Origin of the sequence: Achromobacter sp. GD03932, from assembly GCF_029839485.1 — a bacterium.
Lineage (GTDB): Bacteria > Pseudomonadota > Gammaproteobacteria > Burkholderiales > Burkholderiaceae_B > Achromobacter > Achromobacter bronchisepticus_A.
Map to the genome: position 1 here is coordinate 1 of NZ_JAOCAT010000040.1, position 18,761 is coordinate 18,761.

13 protein-coding genes are annotated in these 18,761 nt (G+C 66.9%); 4 read left to right on the forward strand and 9 right to left on the reverse strand.

The annotated features are described in order from the left end of the window. Positions 1-799: MHYT domain-containing protein (locus N5C88_RS27770; protein ID WP_280016636.1), on the reverse strand; the 799-nt coding region annotated here is incomplete at its 3' end. Positions 800-1,306: 507 nt separating this feature from the next. Between N5C88_RS27770 and N5C88_RS27775 the strand changes: the two genes are divergently transcribed. The 3 genes from N5C88_RS27775 (at position 1,307) to N5C88_RS27785 (ending at position 5,702) form a co-directional block, all read left to right on the forward strand. Then, positions 1,307-3,007 (forward strand): ShlB/FhaC/HecB family hemolysin secretion/activation protein, encoded by a 1,701-nt coding sequence (locus N5C88_RS27775; RefSeq protein WP_280016637.1) that lies wholly within the window; start codon positions 1,307-1,309, stop codon positions 3,005-3,007. Between the two features lie 348 nt (positions 3,008-3,355). Then, on the forward strand, positions 3,356-5,128 hold the full coding sequence (locus N5C88_RS27780; protein WP_280016638.1) for a collagen-like triple helix repeat-containing protein: 1,773 nt from the start codon (positions 3,356-3,358) through the stop codon (positions 5,126-5,128). Positions 5,129-5,156: 28 nt separating this feature from the next. After that, positions 5,157-5,702, forward strand: a complete 546-nt coding sequence (locus N5C88_RS27785) for a MarR family transcriptional regulator (protein WP_280016639.1) — start codon at positions 5,157-5,159, stop codon at positions 5,700-5,702. A 39-nt stretch (positions 5,703-5,741) separates the two neighbouring features. On the opposite strand, the gene N5C88_RS27790 is transcribed toward N5C88_RS27785, so the two are convergent. From N5C88_RS27790 to N5C88_RS27820, 7 genes are all read right to left on the reverse strand, one after another. Continuing rightward, positions 5,742-7,439 (reverse strand): dipeptide ABC transporter ATP-binding protein, encoded by a 1,698-nt coding sequence (locus N5C88_RS27790; RefSeq protein WP_280016640.1) that lies wholly within the window; start codon positions 7,437-7,439, stop codon positions 5,742-5,744. Continuing rightward, a complete protein-coding gene (locus N5C88_RS27795) occupies positions 7,436-8,932 on the reverse strand; it encodes an ABC transporter permease (protein ID WP_118933833.1) in 1,497 nt (498 codons plus the stop codon). The genes N5C88_RS27790 and N5C88_RS27795 overlap by 4 nt, the downstream gene beginning before the upstream one ends. 5 nt (positions 8,933-8,937) lie before the next feature. Next, complete coding sequence (locus tag N5C88_RS27800; RefSeq protein ID WP_059372223.1) at positions 8,938-9,915, reverse strand: ABC transporter permease; 978 nt, start codon at positions 9,913-9,915, stop codon at positions 8,938-8,940. Then, the gene (locus N5C88_RS27805; protein WP_280016641.1) at positions 9,912-12,149 is read right to left on the reverse strand and encodes an ABC transporter substrate-binding protein; all 2,238 of its coding nucleotides are present in this window, start codon (positions 12,147-12,149) and stop codon (positions 9,912-9,914) included. The genes N5C88_RS27800 and N5C88_RS27805 overlap by 4 nt, the downstream gene beginning before the upstream one ends. Before the next feature lie 121 nt (positions 12,150-12,270). Beyond that, a complete protein-coding gene (locus N5C88_RS27810; RefSeq protein WP_165867919.1) occupies positions 12,271-12,927 on the reverse strand; it encodes a thermonuclease family protein in 657 nt (218 codons plus the stop codon). Positions 12,928-13,042: 115 nt separating this feature from the next. Further along, positions 13,043-14,047, reverse strand: coding sequence for a magnesium and cobalt transport protein CorA (locus tag N5C88_RS27815; protein ID WP_059372212.1), 1,005 nt, complete (start codon positions 14,045-14,047; stop codon positions 13,043-13,045). 63 nt (positions 14,048-14,110) lie between these two features. Continuing rightward, a complete protein-coding gene (locus tag N5C88_RS27820; RefSeq protein ID WP_280016642.1) occupies positions 14,111-16,216 on the reverse strand; it encodes an ATP-dependent helicase in 2,106 nt (701 codons plus the stop codon). A 119-nt stretch (positions 16,217-16,335) separates the two neighbouring features. On the opposite strand from N5C88_RS27820, the gene N5C88_RS27825 reads away from it, so the two are divergent. Beyond that, entirely contained in the window at positions 16,336-17,232 is an 897-nt protein-coding gene (locus tag N5C88_RS27825) for a DUF72 domain-containing protein (RefSeq protein ID WP_280016651.1), read from the forward strand. On the opposite strand, the gene N5C88_RS27830 is transcribed toward N5C88_RS27825, so the two are convergent. After that, on the reverse strand, positions 17,218-18,678 hold the full coding sequence (locus N5C88_RS27830; RefSeq protein ID WP_059372829.1) for a PLP-dependent aminotransferase family protein: 1,461 nt from the start codon (positions 18,676-18,678) through the stop codon (positions 17,218-17,220). The two genes, N5C88_RS27825 and N5C88_RS27830, sit on opposite strands and share 15 nt — an antisense overlap. Between the last annotated feature and the right edge of the window lie 83 nt (positions 18,679-18,761).

Sequence of the window (18,761 nt, forward strand, 5' to 3'; positions counted from 1 at the left end):
TGTCCGTAGCCGCGCCAGGGGCCGATTCAATGATCGAGTCGATGCGCTGCGCCGTGCGCGCGCGAAAGCGTTCGGAAGCGCGCTGCAAGTGCCAGCGCATGAGGAACAAGGTGACGATCGAGAGCGCGAAAGCGATGTAAGGCAGCTTGGCGCCGCCGATATGCAGGCCGACGGCGTCGTTCTGTGTTGTGCAGATGACCGCGCCGGCTGCGGCGCCGGTGTAATGCATGCCGCAAACCGCGATGGCCATCAACACCGCCGCGCCGATGCGCTGGCGTTCATTCTGGGTATTGAAGGCAAGCCACAGGGCCGCGGTAGCCGCGATGACGGCGATCAGCACCGACAAAACAACCAGCGGCAGGTTCCAGAGCAATACCGCCGGCATGCGCGCCGCGCTCATGCCGACATAATGCATGGAGGCCACGCCAAACCCCGCGGCGCAGCCACCGACCAGGCATCGGAGAAAGGTAAAGCGTTCACGGCCGACATACCAGAACGCCCAGCCGGAAAACCCTGCGGCAACCACGAAACTGAGTATCGTCAGGCCGACCTGGTAACCCACTTCGAATGGCAGGTTCTGCGCCAGCATGCCGATGAAATGCATGCTCCAGATACCCACGCCGCCCATCGCGACCGCGCCGATGACGATATAGCCGATGCGGATTTCGCCGTCCTGGGTTTCTGCCCGGATACCGGCCGCAGCCAGCAGGGCCACATACGAACCCAACGCGGCAATCAGGAACGAAAGCGCGACCAGACCGCCGTTGAAGGAAAGCGGAACGACATCGCCCGGGCTCATGGATGCCCCGCTTGTGGCGAGCCATGGCGGCAATACGCGGCCGCCAGGCAGTTGCAGCAATTCTTGCGGTAATCCCCAGCCATCTTCACCTCCGGGCGGGCCCACACATTTTGCGTATTTTTGATACGTATCTTTAGTTTATATATTGCCAAATCATACACATCAGGGTTTTCACTGAATTTCGCTATATTGCGACATAAGATGTGTAACGAACACTCCTAAGTTTTCGAAAACATTATTAAAACCTGCTGAACGGCGGTTATCTTGGCCTGAAAATAGTTTCCGCAACCCAAGAATATTTCGAAATAATATCAATGCGATGAGTCCGGGGAGGCGGAATTTGAAATTATTTGTCATTCTGCCGGTAATGCTGGCACCATATGCGCACCGGCAAATGCAACTTTTTCCTAACACTGTTGCAGGCCTTTTCCATCCGATACTCAACCGGGATCGGCTATCCGTTCAGAAACGCCAGCGGAAATGAGAGACGAAAAAGGCAAGAGACGCATGTTTCCGGCGAGTCCGCTTTGCCTCGCCCTCTTGTGCATGATGGCGGCCTGCTCTCAGGCCAGGGCGGAAGGCCCGCTACGCGGCAATCCGGTGGACGCCATGCCGCGGCTGGAGCGTCCGCCCTCGGCGACGCAACCCCCGCCCTACGTGCAGACGGCAACGCCGGAACAACTGGCCTTGCAGGCCCGGCTGGCTCAACGCATCGTGCCGCGCAATTTCGACGTCAGCGGCGTGCGCGCCATTCCATTCGAGGAAGTATCCGGACTGCTCAGCCCGCTCGCGGGCAAGGAAATCAGCCTGGGCGAACTGGTCCAGGAAGTCGACAAGATCACGCAGCTCTACCGCGACAAGGGCTTCCCGCTTTCCTTCGCGCTGCTGCAGAACCAGACCTTCGCCAACGGCCTGGTGGTGGTGACGGTGGTCGAGGGCTACATCGCCAACGTGCGGATCGAAGGCGACATCGGCAATGCGCAGGACCGGCTTGAAGCGCTGGCCGCGCCGATGCAGGAAGAACGGCCGCTCAAGCAGGCCACGCTGGAACGTCAGTTGAACCTGATGCGCACCGTGCCCGGCGTCAAATTCACGCCCAGCCTGGATTTGCCCCGCCGCGCGGACGGCGCGACCGAACTGGTGCTGGCGGCCAGCCGCCAGCCCGTCAGTCTGACGGGCGGCATCGCGGATCTGGGCACCGGCATGCAGCCCATCGTGAACCTGGCGACCAACAGCCTGACGCCCCTGGGCGAGCAAGTGAAGCTGACCGCCTCGGTGCCCTTCAATACCGATGACGTGAAGTACGTATCGGGCGAAATCCGGGTGCCGATTGGTGCGGACGGCCTGGCGATCAAGATCGACGGTTATCACTACGATGCCCGGCCCCAGGACGACGCAATCGAAATGCTGGGCTTCGAACGCCGCGTGAAGAACGACCGCATCGGCGTCGGCGTGAGCTATCCGTTCCTGTTGAACAACACCCGATCGCTGACAGGAACCCTGGGCGTATACGCAGCCAATTCGAAGGACCGGTACGAGGCCCGCAGTACCGACCGCTGGCTGCAGCAGGATGCGCAGGTGCGCGCGGCGACCGCCGAAATGCGCTACATCCAGGTGTCCGAGACCAAGGCCACCGACGTTACGCTGAGCGTGGCCAAGGGTTTTGACGCCGCCGGCGCGAAAAAGGATATATCGACCAACTACGGTTATTCCGCCACCCCGCTGCTGGACCTGGATTTCACCCGCTACAACCTGAACGCCAGGCAAACCTTCGTGCTGCCCGCCCAGATCGGCCTGGTTTTCTCGGGCGCGGCGCAATACTCCAGCAACATCCTGCCCTCTTCCGAACAGATCTCGTACGGCAGCTGGCGCTACGCCATGGGCTATCCGCAGGGCGAGCAAAGCGGCGACAAGGGCGTCGGCGTATCGGCGGAAATCAATCGCCGCTTCGGCGTGGGCTGGGAATACCTGTCCAGCGTGCAGCCCTATGCCTTGGTCGACTATGCGCGCACTTGGTACAACAACAAGGACCTGCAGACCCTGAACCAGCGGCACCTGTCTTCCGTGGCCCTGGGCTTGCGCTTTACCGACGACAAATACTATCTGTTCGATTTCAACGTGGCCAAGCCAGTGGGATCGGCCACCGTGAACGACAACCGCAACGTGCGCTTCAACGCCAACTATTCGCTGTTCTACGACGCGTTCTAGGCGCCCTGGACGACGCGCCCGGCAAGCAGATGAACGCCCGCTACGACGGGCGTTTTTTCTTGGGCGACGCCGCCGGCGTTACGTAACGTCCGACGTAACGTTACGTCGGATGGACGGCTTTCCGTAACATTCGCAGGCTCCTGGCGATCGTAAAAATGCGGATTTTCCAGATTTAAGGAAAACCCTTAATTTCCTGGATACCCTATTGATAACAAAGCGATTTAATTCATCAACAATTACCGGAACTGGCGTTTTGAAGCGGGTCTGAAAAATCTTGGCATGGTTTGTGCATGAGGAAGCGTATCGGGTTGTTTCGACGCCTGACTCTTCCAACCAAAGGAGCTCGCCATGCATACCCATTCCGACACGCGCCGCCTGCAACGCGCCCTGACCGCCACCGTCCTGGCCACCGCACTGGTGAGTGCCCTGGCCGCCTGCGGCGGCGGCGGCGGCGGCGGAAAGAAAACCGCGGGTCTGCCCGGAACGGACATTCCGACCAACCCTGGCGGTGGCGGCCTTGATCCCGGCGGCGGCCTCAATCCTGGCGGCGGCCTCAATCCTGGCGGCGGCACCAACCCCGGTGGCGGCACCAACCCCGGCGGTGGCACCAACCCCGGCGGCGGCACCGATCCTGGCGGCGGCACCAACCCGCCGCGCGTGAGCGGCCTGCTCGAAACCACGCTGGGCAATACCGGCGCAGCGCTCGACAACACCCTGCCCCTCAATCTGGACACAACCTTGAGCGGCGTGGGCAAGGCGCTGGATCCCACGATCAAACCGGTAGCCGACACCGTCGTCGGCCTGACCCAGCAGATTGGCGCGACCACCGGTCTGGGGCAGCCGGCTGACGGCGTCGTCCGGCAGGTGGGAGGCCTGGTCAGCGACCTGGGCACCAACGTCAAGGGATCGGGACTGCCCGGCGGTTTGGGCGCCGGCGTGGGCGGCCTGGTGGACGGCCTGGGCAAGACCGTCGCCAGCACCGGCGGCCTGCTGAACGCGAACCCCAACAATCCGAATCCGCTGACGACCGTGCTGGGCAATGCCACCGGCGCGGTGGGCGCCTTGACCGGGGCGCTGTCGGGCCAGGGCGGCCTGCTGCAGCCCATCACCCAGGTGGTGGGCGGCGTGACCGGCGGCGTGCTTGGCGGCCCCACCACTCCGCTGCTCGAGCCTGCGCTCGGCAATGTCGGCAAGACGGTCGACAACGTGTTGCCACTGGGCCTGCAGCCCGTGCTGGCGGGCGTGGGCGGCGCGCTCGATCCCACCGCCAGTCCCTTGGCCGGCAAGGTCACGGGACTGACGCAGCAAGTGGGCGATGCGACCAAACTCGGTGCGCCGGTGGCCGGCCTGTTGACCAGCCTGGGCGGCACGGTCACCAATCTGGGCGGCGCGTTGCCGGGCGGCACGCCGGGCTTGAACGGCGTGCTGCAAGGACTGGGCGGCGCGGTCGCCAGCGCGGGCGGCCTGCTGCATGCCACGCCGGGCAACGCCAATCCGCTGGGTTCGACGCTGGCCAACGCCACGGGCGCGGTCGCCTCGCTCACCGGCGGTCTGGGCCTGGGCGGGGTGACGGGCGGCTTGACCGGCGGCGCAAACGGCACGGGCGGCCTGCTGGCGCCCGTGACGGGTCTGCTGGGCGGCGTGACCGGGGCCGTAGGCGGCGCGACTGGCGGCGCCAACGGCGGTCTGCTGGCTCCGGTGACGGGCCTGCTGGGCGGCGTGACGGGCGCCGTCGGCGGCACGGCGGGAGGCGCTGCTGGCGGCGGCTTGCTGGGCGGACTGGTCGGTGGATTGACGGGAGCTGGCGGCGCCGCTGCCGGAGCCGGCGCCTCGGCCGGCACGAACGGCGGCGGCCTGCTGGGCGGTCTGGTGGGTGGCGTGAATGTTGCGGCCGGCGCTGGCGCCGGGGCGAGCGCAGGCGCCCCTGCCGGCGCGCCCGCCGCTACGGGAGGATCGGGCGGCACGAGCGGCGGCGCCGCCAACGGCGGACTGCTCGGTGGCCTGCTGGGCGGGGTGACAGGCAGCCTGACGGGCGGCACGGCGGCGGGCGGATCTTCCGGCGGGACCGCCAACGGCGGCTTGCTGGGCGGACTGCTCGGCGGCCTGGCCGGCAAGAAGTGATCCATCGCAACCGCCAGGAACCCACATCATGCTGCAACAACAGACCTACTTTCACCACGAGCATGTGACCGGCATGGCTGAATCAGCAGGAAGCAACCGGCGGTCCGGCATGCTGGACGAAATAGTCCTGCTGCTGGGGCGGCAGTTCGCCGCCTACAACGCGGCATGCCAGTCGGCCCTGGCGGAAAAGCTGGGCATTCCCCTGGCGGACCTGAAGGCGCTGGAGCTGGTCATGGAGTTCGATGCCCTTCCAACCGGCCATCTGGCCCAGTTGATGGGCATCAGCTCCGGCGGCGCGACGGCCTTGATCAACCGGCTGGAAGCGGCCGGTTATGTCCAGCGCGGCCGCCACCCCCTGGACCGCCGGATGATCGTGATCCGGCCGGTCGAGGAGCCGTGCCAGGCGCTGGCGCAGGAACGGCAGTGGATCGCCGAAGCCATCGCGACCACGGCACGCGGTTATGACACCGCGGAACTGGAAGCGGTGCACGCATTCCTGACGCGTTGCGGCCGCAGCCTGAAGCGCGACACGCTGGCGTGGCTGGAAAGAGGCAGCGCACACCAACCCGTGTAACCATGCGGCGGGGGCTCCGCCTCCGCCGCATGAGCCGCATCAGGCCGCTTCGGGCGGCCCGAAGTGCAGGCGCGGCACCGCAGCCAGCAGCCTGCGCGTCATGTCCTGGCGCGGTTCGTGCAGCACCGCATCGGCCTGGCCCAATTCGATGATGCGCCCGCCGTCCATGACGGCGATGCGGTCCGCCAGATACTCGACCACGCCGAAGTTGTGCGTGATGAACAGATAGGCGATGCCCAGCTCAAGCTGCAATTCACGCAGCAGGTCCAGGATCTGGGCTTGCACGGAGACATCCAGCGCCGACGTGGGCTCATCGCAGATCAGCACTTTGGGTTCGACCGCCAGCGCCCGCGCAATGGCGATCCGCTGGCGCTGGCCGCCCGAGAATTCGTGCGGATAGCGCGCCAGGGTATTGGACGGCAGGCCCACGCGTTCGATCAGCCTTGCGGCATGCGCGCGGCGCGATTCCTTGTCCATGCCGGCACGCAGGGACGCCAGCCCCTCATCCAGGATGTCGCCCACCCGCATGCGCGGATCGAGCGAGGCATACGGGTCCTGGAAGACGATCTGGATGTCCTGCCTCAGCCGCTGCAGCGTGCGCCGGTCCGCCGACAGCACGTCCTGCCCCTGCAGCATGGCCCGGCCCGATACGCGCGCGCCGTCGATCAATCGCAGCAGCGCCTTGCCCGTGGTGGTCTTGCCGCAGCCGGACTCGCCCAGCAGGGCCAGCGTTTCGCCGGCCTTCAGCGTGAAGGTCACGCCGTCCACGGCCTTGACCCAGGACGCGACGCGGCGCAGCGGCCCCTTGCGCACGGGGTAATGGACCTTCAGGTCCTGCACGTCCAGTACCACGCCGGCATCGCGCGCCTGGGCGTCGGCGGCCACCCGGGCCGCGTCTCGCGCCATGGCCTCGCGGCCGCTTTCCGTGAGCGGCGTACCGCGCTTTTCGAACGTGGGGATCGCTTCGAACAGCTGCCGCGCATAGGGGTGCTTAGGCGCGCGGAAGAACTCTCCGGCGTCGGCGCTTTCGACGATCTCGCCGCCGCGCATCAGCGCCACATGGTGGGCGACGTTCTTCACCACCGCCAGGTCGTGGGTGATCAGCAGCACCGCCATGCCCATTTCCCGCTGGATGTCGGCCAGCAGATCCAGCACCTGCGCCTGCACCGTGACGTCCAGCGCCGTAGTGGGCTCGTCCGCGATGAGCAGCAAGGGCTCGGCCGCCAGCGCGATGGCGATCATGACGCGCTGCTTCTGCCCGCCCGAGAACTGGAACGGATAGTCGTCGATGCGCCGCTCAGGCTCGGGAATGCCCACCCGCCGCAGCCAATCCACGGCGCGGGCGCGCGCCGCCGCGCCGCGCAAAGGCGTATGGGCGATCAGCGTTTCGATGATCTGATCGCCCACCCGCATGACCGGGTTCAGGCTGGTGGACGGTTCCTGGAAGATGATGCCGATGCGCCCGCCGCGCACGCCGCGCATGGCGCTTTCCGGCAGGCGGTTGAGGTCTTCTCCGTCCAGGTCGATCTGTCCGCCCACGATGCGGCCGGCGTCGGGCAGCAGGCGCAGCAGCGCCAGCGCCGTCATGCTCTTGCCGCAACCCGATTCGCCGACCAGCGCGAAAGTCTGCCGTCTGGAGATCGCCAGCTGCAGCCGCTTGACCGCATGCGTCATGCCGCTTTCGCCGGCGATATCGACGTCCAGGCCATGCACTTCAAGCAAGGGAGCCTGGCTCATGGCGCATCTCCCGGGCGCGACTGGCGCGTATCGGTCGCCAGGGCCGTGCGCGGCGCGCGGCCGAACAGGCCGAGGCGCGCCATGCGGCCGGGCTTGTAGCGGCGCGTGCGCGGATCAAAGGCGTCGCGCACCGCGTCGGCGAACAGGTTGGCGGCCAGCACCAGCGCCAGCATGAACAGGAATGCGGTCAAGAGGTTCCACCAGATCATCGGGTCACGGGACATTTCCAGCCGGGCGCCATCGATCATGGAGCCGAAGGAGTTCATGCTGGGATCCACGCCTATGCCCAGATAGGACAGCACCGCCTCGTACAAGACCAGGCCGGAAAATTCCAGCACCACGGTGATCAGGACCAGGTGCGCCACGTTGGGCAGCAGATGGCGGGTCATGATGCGCCAGTGGGAAACGCCGAAGGCCCGCGCCGCCTGCACGTATTCCAGCTCGCGCAGCTTGAGGGTTTCGGCGCGCAGCAGTCGGCACAGCCCGGCCCAGCCGGTAAAGCCCAGGATCATGCAGAGCAGGAACAGCCGCAGGTCGGCGCGCGCGGCCGAGGTGTCGAACAGGTCGGCATGGTTGTCGATGTACACCTGCATCATCAACGCGCAGGCGGCCACCAGCAGCACGCCCGGAATCGAGGTGATGGTGGTGTAGAGGTACTGGATGCCGTCGTCGACCTTGCCTTTGAAATAGCCGGCGGCGATGCCGAAGACGATGGCCGGCGGCAGCATGGCGATGGTGGTGAGGCTGCCGATGACCAGCGCGGTGCGGATGCTCTTCAGGGCCTGCCACAGCACGTCGTTGCCGATGCGGTCGGTGCCCAGCGCGTGATAGCCGCTGGACAGGCCGGCCAGGGCGCCAGCCGTCAGGCACAGCAGCGTGAAGGTGACGGCCATGGCGCGCCAGGGTACGTCCGAAGCCGCCTCGTCGGCGGCCCTTGCGGCGCGCCGCCGGGCCAGGCCTGCGTACATCAGCCCGATCACGGCGGCGGACACCGCCAGCCCTGCGGCCAAGCCCAGCCCGAGCCGCTTGGCGACATCGCCCAGGTGGTCGCGGTCGGCGTCTTCCAGATGCACGCCCGCTCCCCGCAGCCGGGGAAAGTCGCGCACCGGCTTGTCGTTGACGAGCATGGTTTCCTTGGTGAACTGCCGTATCGCCAAAGGCTCGGAATAGGTCTTTTCCGGCGTGGTCAGCACGGAACCCGTGAGCAGTCCGTCCAGCGCCGAGCGCACCGCAGGCGCATAGGCCGGCGGCGCGTCGGCCGCGGCGCCGGGGGCCGGCGGCAGCAGCGGCCGGTAATGCACCGAGTCCAGCAGGCCCACCACCACGAACGCGGCCAGAATCACCGCCGAGCACATGGCCGGCGTGTCGCGCGCCACGCGCGCCCAGGTCGCGCGCAGGTTCGGGCTGCGGCGCACATGCCATACATAGGCCAGCGCGCCCAGCGCCATGAGCCACAGCGCGATATCGGTCCAGAGGAAGACGAACTTGGGCATGGCGGCTACTCGAATCGGACGCGGGGGTCGGCCAGCGTGTAGGAAATGTCGGCCAGGATCAGCCCCACGATGTAGAGGGCGGCGCCCAGGAACACCATGGCGCGCACGATGGAGAAGTCCTGCGCGTTGATGGCGTCGATGGTGTAGCTGCCCAGGCCGGGAATGCCGAAGAAGGACTCCGCGATCAGGCTGCCCATGAACAGCAGCGGCAACGCGGCCACCGTGCTGGTCAGGATGGGCAACATGGCGTTGCGCAGCACGTGCCGGAACAGCACGACGCGTTCAGCCAGGCCCTTGGAACGCGCGGTGCGCACATAGTCCTTGCCGATCTCCTCCAGGAACAGGGTGCGGTAGAAGCGCGCCTCCGGCCCCAGCCGCGACACGATCGCGACCAGCACCGGCAGCGCCAGGAACTTGACCACGTCCAGCCCGCCCGAAAAGCCCGAGAACGGCACCAGCCGCAACAGCTTCGCAAAGACCCATTGGCCGGCGATGATGTAGAACAGGCTGGAGATGGACAGCAGCAGCACGCAGACCACCACGCCCCAGAAGTCGAGCCGAGTGGCGCGGAAATACACCAGCGTCAGGGAAAAGACGATGCTGACGAAGAGCCCCAGGAAGAAGGTGGGCACCGCCAGCGCCAGGCTGGGCCCCATGCGCGTCTTGATTTCGCGGCCGATGTCGCGCCCGCCGTCGGACGCGCCGAAATCCATGACCAGCAAGGGCACCGAACGCTGGTAGAACACCGTGTCGGTCAGTTGCGCCGCGCCTTGAGCCTTGGCATTGAAGAACAGCGGCTTGTCATAGCCGCGCTCGACCTTCCATTTCTCCACGGCTTCCTGGTTGGCGCGCTGCCCGCCGATGGCCAGCCGCGCCATGTCGTCGGGCGTGTTCACGGCGAAGAACAGGATGAAGGTGAAGAGATTCACGCCGATCAGGATCAGCACGCCGTACAGCAACCGGCGGATCACATAGCCGATCATGATTGATGCTCCTTGCCCAGGACCGGCGCGAATGCCGTCTGGCGTTCACGCCGCTTCAGCGCCACATACGACGGCCATATCGCCAGCGCCAGCAATAGCGCGAACAGGCCTATCGGCCACCACCTCGGATAATTCCACTCGTCGATCTTCTGCTGCCGCAGGACCGGGTCTATCTTCATGTACTGCAGCGTGTTGCGCACCATCTGGGTCGGCTTGGCATTGCCGACCCACTGCTGGTACGCGCCGCCCGACATCGGGAAGTAGCCGAACATCCAGGGCGCGTCGCGCTGCACGATGGCGGTCATCTTGGCGATGAGCTGTTCCTTTTCAGGGCCATCGTCCAGGAACTTCATCTGCTCGAAGAGGCGGTCATATTCGGGGCTGGCGTAGTTGGCCGCGTTCTCGCCGCCGCCCTTGGCCTTGGCGTTGGGGCCGTACAGCAGGAACAGGAAGTTCTCGGCGTCGGGGTAGTCGGCGTTCCAGCCCCACAGGAAGATCTGCGCGGACCCGCGCATCATCTTGTCCTGGAAGCGGTTGTAGTCGGTGGCGCGCACGTCCAGCTGCACCCCGATCTTGGCCATCTGGCGCCGCATCCAGTCGAACTGCGGATTGGAGCCGCCGCCCTGCATCGAGTCGTAATAGAGCACCAGCGGCGCCCCGGTCTGGGCGTTGCGGCCGTCTGGGTAGCCGGCCTCGGCCAGCAGGCGGCGGGCAACGTCCACGGACTTGCGCACGGGCTTGCCGTCGACCAGGTTGTAGACCACCGGGTTCACGCCTTCGGGCGGCTCGCGGTAGCCGAGCACGCCCGGCGGCACCGGGCCGTAGGCCACCGATGCCTGGCTGTTTTCGAACACCGCGACGTACTCTTCCCAGTCGAAGGCGATGCTGATGGCCTGGCGCAGCTTGCGGTTCCTTTCTTCCTGTTCCGGCGTGTCGCCCTTGCCCACCACCGGGTCCAGCCAGTTGAAGCCCATGTACCAGTTGGCGGTCTCGACGGTCGTGGGCAGCTTGATGCCGTGTTCGTTGTACAGGCGCGCCTTGTCCTGGCTGTCGCCCGCCGCGACCAGCATGGCCACGCCGTACTCGCCGCGCTCGATCTGCGGCACGTCGTAATAGCCCTGCAGGAACTTGCCGGTCAGGGGGATGGCTTCCTTTTCGACGCTGAATTCCGCGCGGTCGATGAAGGGCGTGGGCTTGCCGCAGTCGGCCAGCAGCCCCGCGGCCGCGTCGCCGGGCTCGCCTTCGCAGGGATAGGGTTCGCCGTGGAAGTTGGGGTTGCGGCCCAGCACGTGGCGGCGGTTCTGCAGCGACTCCACCAGCATGTAGGGGCCGGTGCCGACCGGCCACGTATTGAACGACAGGTCGTGCGCCGCCATGCCGGGCTGGCTGTAGAAGCGGTCCGCTTCCCAGGGGATGGGCGCGGTGAAGGTCATGGCCAGCCAGTACTTGAACTGCGGGTACTTGCCGTTGACGCGGATGCGCAGCGTATGCGGATCCAGCGCCTGCACGCCCGTAAAGCCGTCGGCCTCGCGCAGATCCAGCCAGGGCGGCGCGCCGGCGCCGCCCGGCATGTCTTGCCGCAGCGCCTGGTCGCGCTGGCGCAGCCGGTCCGCATACTCCTTCAGGCCCGTCACATGCTCGGTCATGAGGCTGGAGATCGGCGACACCACGCGCGGGCTGACCAGGCGCCGGAACGCGTAGACGTAATCGTCGGCCGTCAGTTCGCGCGTGCCGGTGCGCGGGAAATCGGGAATGTAGAACTTGTCGTCCAGTTCGCCTGGCGCCAGCGGGAAGTAGTCGTAGCTGCCGTCGGTCTTGCGGGCGAATGCCGGATGCGGCGCAAAGCGCGCCCCCGGCCGGATCTTGATGTCGTAGATGCTTTGCGCGATCTGCTCGCCGGGCGTGTCGGCGGGCAGCGTGTTGCCCTGCGCGTCCAGGTAGACGGGCGGGTCGATCGACGCCGCCGCGCGCGGCACCAGTTCGTAGGGCCGCTTCAGGTAGTGGTAGCCGTACAGCGTCTCATAGATGTTGTACGTATAAGGGGTCTCGTCGCCGGAATAAGAGCTGGCCGGATCCAGGTACTTCGGAGAGCGTTTGACGAAGGCGGAAAACAGCGTGTTCTGGCTTTCGGCGCCGGACGGATAGGGGCTGTTGATGGGGCTTTCTTGCGAGCAGCCCGCCAACGCCAGCGACAGCAGCATGGCCGCCGCCCAGAGCCGCTTCAATGCACGCATGGAAACCTTCCCTTCGAATCGTTGCGACAGAGGATAGCAAACACGGGCCGGGGACCATACCCAGGCATCCCCCAGGGCTGGCGGCGCTTGGGCGCGGCGTTCCGGGCCGGCCCGCGCGGGTTCAGCCGCACTGGCGCTGCCGCCAGCAGTCGTAGCGCCACTTCCAGGGTTGCATGGCGCCGGGCTGCGCCCACAGGCCGCGCCCGGCCGCCTTGGCCTGGCGCTGCAGGTCCGGCATGGCCTTGTCGCGCAGGTAGTCCCCCTGGCGCGCCGTATAGGCCCAGGCGTAACCGGCCTCCACTTGCAGGCGGTTGGCCGAGCGGCCGTCATCCAGGATCAGGGCGCAGACTTCCCGGCCGTACTGATCCTTCTCGTAGCATTGCGCGGTGAGCGTCTTGCCTGCGACCAGGCCGGCCAGGTTCTTGCGCGAAGCCTCGGCATAAGGCTGTCCGGGTTGATCGGACCCGTGGCCCTCTTCGGGCGCGTCGATGCTGTCCATGCGGATGCGGTGCTGGCCGTCGGGCGCGCGCAGGGTCACGGTATCGCCGTCGGCCACGTTCACGATCGTGCCGGTGAGCGTGTAGCTGCCCTGCGGGACGCCGCCAGCCAGCGTCGCGCCGGGCCGGCCCTGTGTGGAAGGGGCCGGACGTTCGGTGCGCCCATCTCTTTCCGAAGGCTGCAGCCAGTTGACGATGGCGCCCGCCGCCGCGAGGATCACGGCGACGATCAGGGCGGTCAGCTTGCTGCCGCCGCGTAAGGGAGATTTGCCGCGCACCAGCCGGGCTCCAGGTAGGAAAACGCAGGCAGTTTGCCATAAAGGCGGGACGTGGAGTCGCGCCCGGCCGGCGGGTTACGCGCGCTGGCCGCCGGCGGCCCCGCGCGCAGCCCCCCTCCTACAGCCAGCCGGACTTGCGGAAGCGCCAATACAGGACCGAACAGATCGACACGATCACGCCCAGCGTGATCGGATAGCCCCAGGGCGATTTCAGTTCGGGCATGAACTCGAAGTTCATGCCGTAGATGCCGGCAATGGCCGTGGGCACCGCCAGGATGGCGGCCCAGGACGCCAGCTTGCGCGTGGTGTCGTTCTGCGCGGCCTGGCCTATCATCAGGCTGGCTTCAAAGGCGAAGGCCAGGGATTCGCGCAGCGAGTTGAAAAGCTCATCCACGCGCAGCACGCGGTCGGCGACCTCGCCGAAATACGGACGGGCATGCTCGTCCACCGCCGACATCTCGACCCGCGCCAGGCGGCGGCAGATCTCGGCCAGCGGCGACACCACGGTATGGATGCGCAGCAAGTCGCGGCGCTGCCGGTACAGCCTGCGGATGTCGGAGTCCTTGGCGCCGCGGATCAGCAGCTTCTGTTCGGCGCCCTCGACCACGGACTCGATCTTGCCGGCAGCCGCCACATAACGGTCCACCAGCCAGTCCAGCAGCTCGGAAGCCACATAGTCGCTGCCGCGCTTGAGCAGGTCGGGCGAGGCTTCCAGACGTTCGCGCAAGGGGCTATGGCCGGCGGTGGCGCCGCGCCGCACCGTGACCAGGAAGCCGTCGCCGATCAGGAACTGGGTCTCGCCGAAGATGGGGCGCTCGGCCTCGACCTCGACCGTGATGGCGACGATGAGGATCATGTTGCCGTAGTCGATGATCTTCGGCCGCCGGTGGGCTTCCAGCATTTCTTCCTGGTTCTTGTCGCAGGCGCCGAGTTCGCTGGCGACCTTGGCCAGCACTTCCGGGCGCGGATTGCGCAGGCCGATCCACAGCATGCCGTGGTCCTGGCTGACGTACTGGGCGACCTGATCGATGGGAACCTCGCGCTCCCGCCGTCCGTTCACGTAGGCGATCGATGCGACGACCTCTCGTTTCGAGTCGTCGGCGGCCTGTTCTTCAGTAGACATAAACACCCTTGGTCAATGCGATCCCGACCGGACAGCTTGTGTATCGGCCGATGATAGCCCAGCCTACGAGAACAGGTTGCGCACCCGCTTGGCCACATCCACGCTGGGCGCCTGCGGCTCCTTGGGCGCCGCGCGCCCGGCGGGCAGATCCGGCAGCTTGGGCAAGTGATCGAACAGCGGCAGCATCGCATTGGTGATGTAGCGCGTGCGCGAACCGTAGACGTGCCGGTCGCCCATGCCGGTCTGCTGGTGCACGTAGAAGCGCTGCGGCACGATGAGCTGCAGCCGTTCCTTGGCGCGCGTCATCGCCACATACAGCAGGCGGCGCTCTTCCTCGATTTCCTCGGCCGTGCCGGTGCTCATGTCCGACGGGATGCAGCCGTCCACCACGTTCAGGACGTAGACCGCCTTCCATTCCTGGCCCTTGGCGGAATGGATGGTGGACAGGATCATGTAGTCCTCGTCGCGATGCGGCGCGCCGGACTCGTCGCTGGTGGCGTCCGGCGGATCCAGCGTCAGCTCGGTAAGAAAGCGTTCGCGCGTGCCGTAGCCCGCGGCGATGCGCACCAGCTGGTCCAGGTCCGCGCGGCGCACGCGCGCATCGTCGTACAGCCGTTCCAGTTGCGCGCCATACCAGCGCAGGGCCAGGTCCACGTCGGCGGGCCATTTCAGCGCGGGATCGCACAAGGCCGCATAGGTATCGGCGAAAGCGCCCCACTCTTCCTGCGCCGCCGCGCCCGGCTTGAATTCACGCAACGCGCGCAGCGGTTCGGCGGAGGCGGACATGGCGTCCATCAGCTTGCCGGCCGTGGCGGGTCCGATGCCCGGCAGCAACTGCGCCACGCGAAAGCCCGCCATGCGGCCGCGCGGATTCTCCGCCCAGCGCAATATCGACAACAGGTCCTTCACGTGCGCGGCCTCCAGGAAGCGCAGGCCGCCGAACTTCACGAAGGGAATGTTGCGCCGGGTCAGCTCCAGCTCCAGCGCGGCGCTGTGGCTGGCGGTGCGGAACAGCGCCGCCTGCGACTTGAGCGTGGCCCCGCCCTCGCGCTGGCCCAGCACCTGGTCGGCCACCCAGCGCGCCTGGCCGGCTTCGTCGCTGACCGTCACCAGTTCAGGCAACTGGGACGACTGGCGGTCGGTCCACAGGTCCTTGGCGTAGCGCTCCGTGGCCAGGCCGATCACGGCATTGGAGGCGTTCAGGATGGGTTGGGTCGAACGGTAGTTGCGGTCCAGCGTGATGACCCGGGCCGGATTGGGAAACTGGTTCGGAAAATCCAGGATGTTGCGCACCGTGGCCGCGCGGAACGAATAGATGGATTGGGCATCGTCGCCCACCACCGTCAAACCGCGGCCGTCGGGTTTCATCGCCAGCAGGATGGCGGACTGCAGACGGTTGGTGTCCTGGTATTCGTCCACCAGCACGTGGTCGAAGCGCGCCCCCACGTCGGCCGCGATGCCGGGATCGCCCATCATCTCGGCCCAGTACAGCAGCAGGTCGTCGTAGTCCAGCACCTGCTGGTCCTGCTTGGCCGCGACGTAGGCGCGGAACAGGTTCTTGAGTTCGTCTTCCCATTGGGCGCACCAGGGGAAGGAGGTCTTCAGCACGTCGGCCACCGGCGTCTGGCTGTTGACCACGCGCGAATAGATGGCCAGGCAGGTGCCCTTGAGCGGAAAGCGCGACTTGGTGGACGACAGGCCCAGCTCGTGGCGCACCATGCCCATCAGGTCCTCGGCGTCGCCGCGGTCATGGATGGTGAAGGCTTCGGACAGGCCGATGCGTTGCGCGCAATCGCGCAGCAGGCGCGCGCCGATGGCGTGGAAGGTGCCAGCCCAGGGCAGCGACGGCGCCTGCTGCGTGGCGCGCAGCCGCATCACCCGCTGCAGCACCGAGCCCACGCGCCGTTCCATTTCCAGCGCCGCGCGGCGCGAGAAGGTCAACAGCAGCATGCGCTGGGGATCGGCGCCGTTCAGGATCAGGTGCGCGACCCGGTGGGCCAGCGTGTTGGTCTTGCCCGAGCCGGCCCCGGCGATCACCAGCAGGGGACCGTCGTCCCCCGGCGCGCCGGCCACGCCGAACTCGGCGGCCTCGCGTTGGGCGGGATTGAGATCGGCCAGGGGATCGGGACGTTCGGCGGACGGGTTGGACGTATCGGTTTGGTCGGACATGGGACGGGGCCGCAGCATGGCGGCCGCTGAAAACGGCGAGCCCGGACATTGCCGGGCTACGGATGAACACTGTATATTTATACAGAATTTTTTCGATAAAGTCTGATTTGCCTGTGGCCATGCGCCTCTTGAGCGGCACCGCCTCCTGGACCGACCCCACCCTGCTGGCCTGCGGCCGCTTCTACCCGCCCGAGGTCCGCAGCGCCGAAGCGCGGCTGCGCTTCTATGCTTCGCGCTTTCCCATGGCGGAGGTCGATTCCAGCTATTACGCCATGCCCACGGCCGAAAACGCCTACTTGTGGGCGCAGCGCACGCCGGACGATTTCGTCTTCAACATCAAGGCCTTCCGGCTGTTCACCGGCCATCAGACGCCGCTGTCCGCATTGCCCGCGGACATCCGGCGCGAACTCCCTGACTGGCCGGAACCCGTCATCTACCACGACCGCATGCCCGCCGACCTGCGCGACGAACTCTGGCGCCGCTACCAGCTTGCGCTGGAGCCCTTGCGCATGGCCGGCAAGCTGGGCGCGGCGCATTTCCAGTTTCCGCCCTGGATCCGGCGCGATGCGCGCGGCCGGGCGCGGGTGGCCGACTGCGCGCGCCGCATGGAAGAACACCTGGTGTCGGTGGAATTCCGCCACCGCAGCTGGTTCGATTCGCCCGCCGCCACCGCGGACACCCTGGCCTTCGAACGCGATCTCGGGGTGGTCCATACGGTGGTCGACAGTCCGCAAGGGTTCGACAACACCGTCCCCGCGGTCTGGGAATGCACCCATCCGGAACTGACGCTGCTGCGCCTGCATGGGCGCAACACGGCCACCTGGAACGTGTCCGGCGCCGCGTCCTCGGGCCGCTTCCAATACGAATACTCGGAACAGGAACTGGCCGAGCTGGCCGAGCGCTTCTCACGCCTGGCGGCGCAAAGCGCCCAGGCACACGCGGTGTTCAACACCAACTTCGAAGACCAGGGCATGCGCAACGCCGCCGCCTTCGCGGCAGCGCTAGCGCCCGCCTGACGCGGCCACGGGCTGCGCCGCGGCGGACGCGCGCGCCACTTCGTTCAGACTGTCCAGCAACACCTCGAACTTGCGCGCGATGTCATGCTCGGGCACGCAGGCGTAGCCCAGCAGCAGGCCAGGCCGGCGGCCTTCGTCGTTGACGTAGTAGCGCGACAGCGCGCGCGTCAGCACGCCCTTGCTGCGCGCCACATCCACCACGCGCAGGTCGTCCATGTCCTGCGGCAGCGTCAGCACCAGGTGCAGCCCCGCCATGCTGGCGTCGCGATGCAGCCAATCCGGCCCCAGCCGGCGTTCGATCAGATTGACCAGCATGGCGCGGCGCCGTCCATACAGCATGCGCATGCGGCGGATGTGGGCGGCGTAGTGACCTTCCGAGATGAACGTGGCCAGGGCCGCGTGCGTCATCAGGTGGCCTTCGCGGTAGAGCTCCGCGTGCGCCGCCTGGAACGCGGCGGTCAAGGTCTTGGGCAGCACCAGATAGCCCACGCGCAGGCCCGGATACAAGGTCTTGCTGAAGGTGCCCATATAGATCACAGGCGCGTCCGGTTCCAGCCCCAGCAGCGAAGCGATGGGCCGGCCGGAGAAGCGGAATTCGCTGTCGTAGTCGTCTTCGATGATCCAGCTGCCGCTTTGCCGCGCCACCGCCAGCAGCTGGCGCCGGCGCGTCAGCGACATGACCGGCCCCAGCGGATACTGGTGCGAGGGCGTGACGAAGATGAAGCGCGGCGGCGTGCCGACGGTTTCCGGCAGGCGCATGCCTTCCTCGTCCACCGGCAGATGCACGGTGTGCAGGCCGTTGGCCTGCAGGATGGTGCGCGCCCCCCAGTAGCCCGGATCCTCGACCCAGGCGGTCTCGCCGGCCTCGCCCAGGATGCGGGTGGTCAGGTCGATGGCCTGATGCGAACCTTCGGTGATGATGATCTGCTCGGGATCGCAATCGATCGAGCGGGTCAGCGCCAGATGCTGGGCCAGCGCCTCGCGCAGGGCCGGCAGCCCGCCGCCGTAGGCGTAGGTCAGCAGGTCGGGCGAGGGATTGCGCCACAAGGCGCTGAAGATGCGGCCGAACTTCTTGTGCGGGAATTCGGTCAGGTCGGGCACGCCGGGCATGAAGGCGCCCCACTGGTAGGGCGAGGCCGAGACGCCATCGACGATGGCGGCGCCACGCGGCGACAGCGCCGGGCGCGGCTGCGCGGGCGGCGGCTGGCGCTTGCGCCGGCCGCTGGCCAGGTAGGAATCCGGCACCGAGGCGTTGACGAAGGTGCCGTTGCCCTGGCGGCTGCGGGTGTAGCCTTCAGCCAGCAGCTGGCTGTAGACGTGGACCACCGTGTTGCGGGCGATGCCGAGCTCGGCCGCCAGGTCGCGCGACGCGGGCAGGCGCGAGTCCGCGGCAATGGCTCCATCCAGGATGGCTTCACGGATGCCGCGGTACAGCCGCTTGTTCATGGGCTCGCTGGAGCCGTCCGCCAGCCGCAGCTGCAGCAAGTCACCGACTATGGACCGCAATTGGTTCTACCCGATTTATAAAA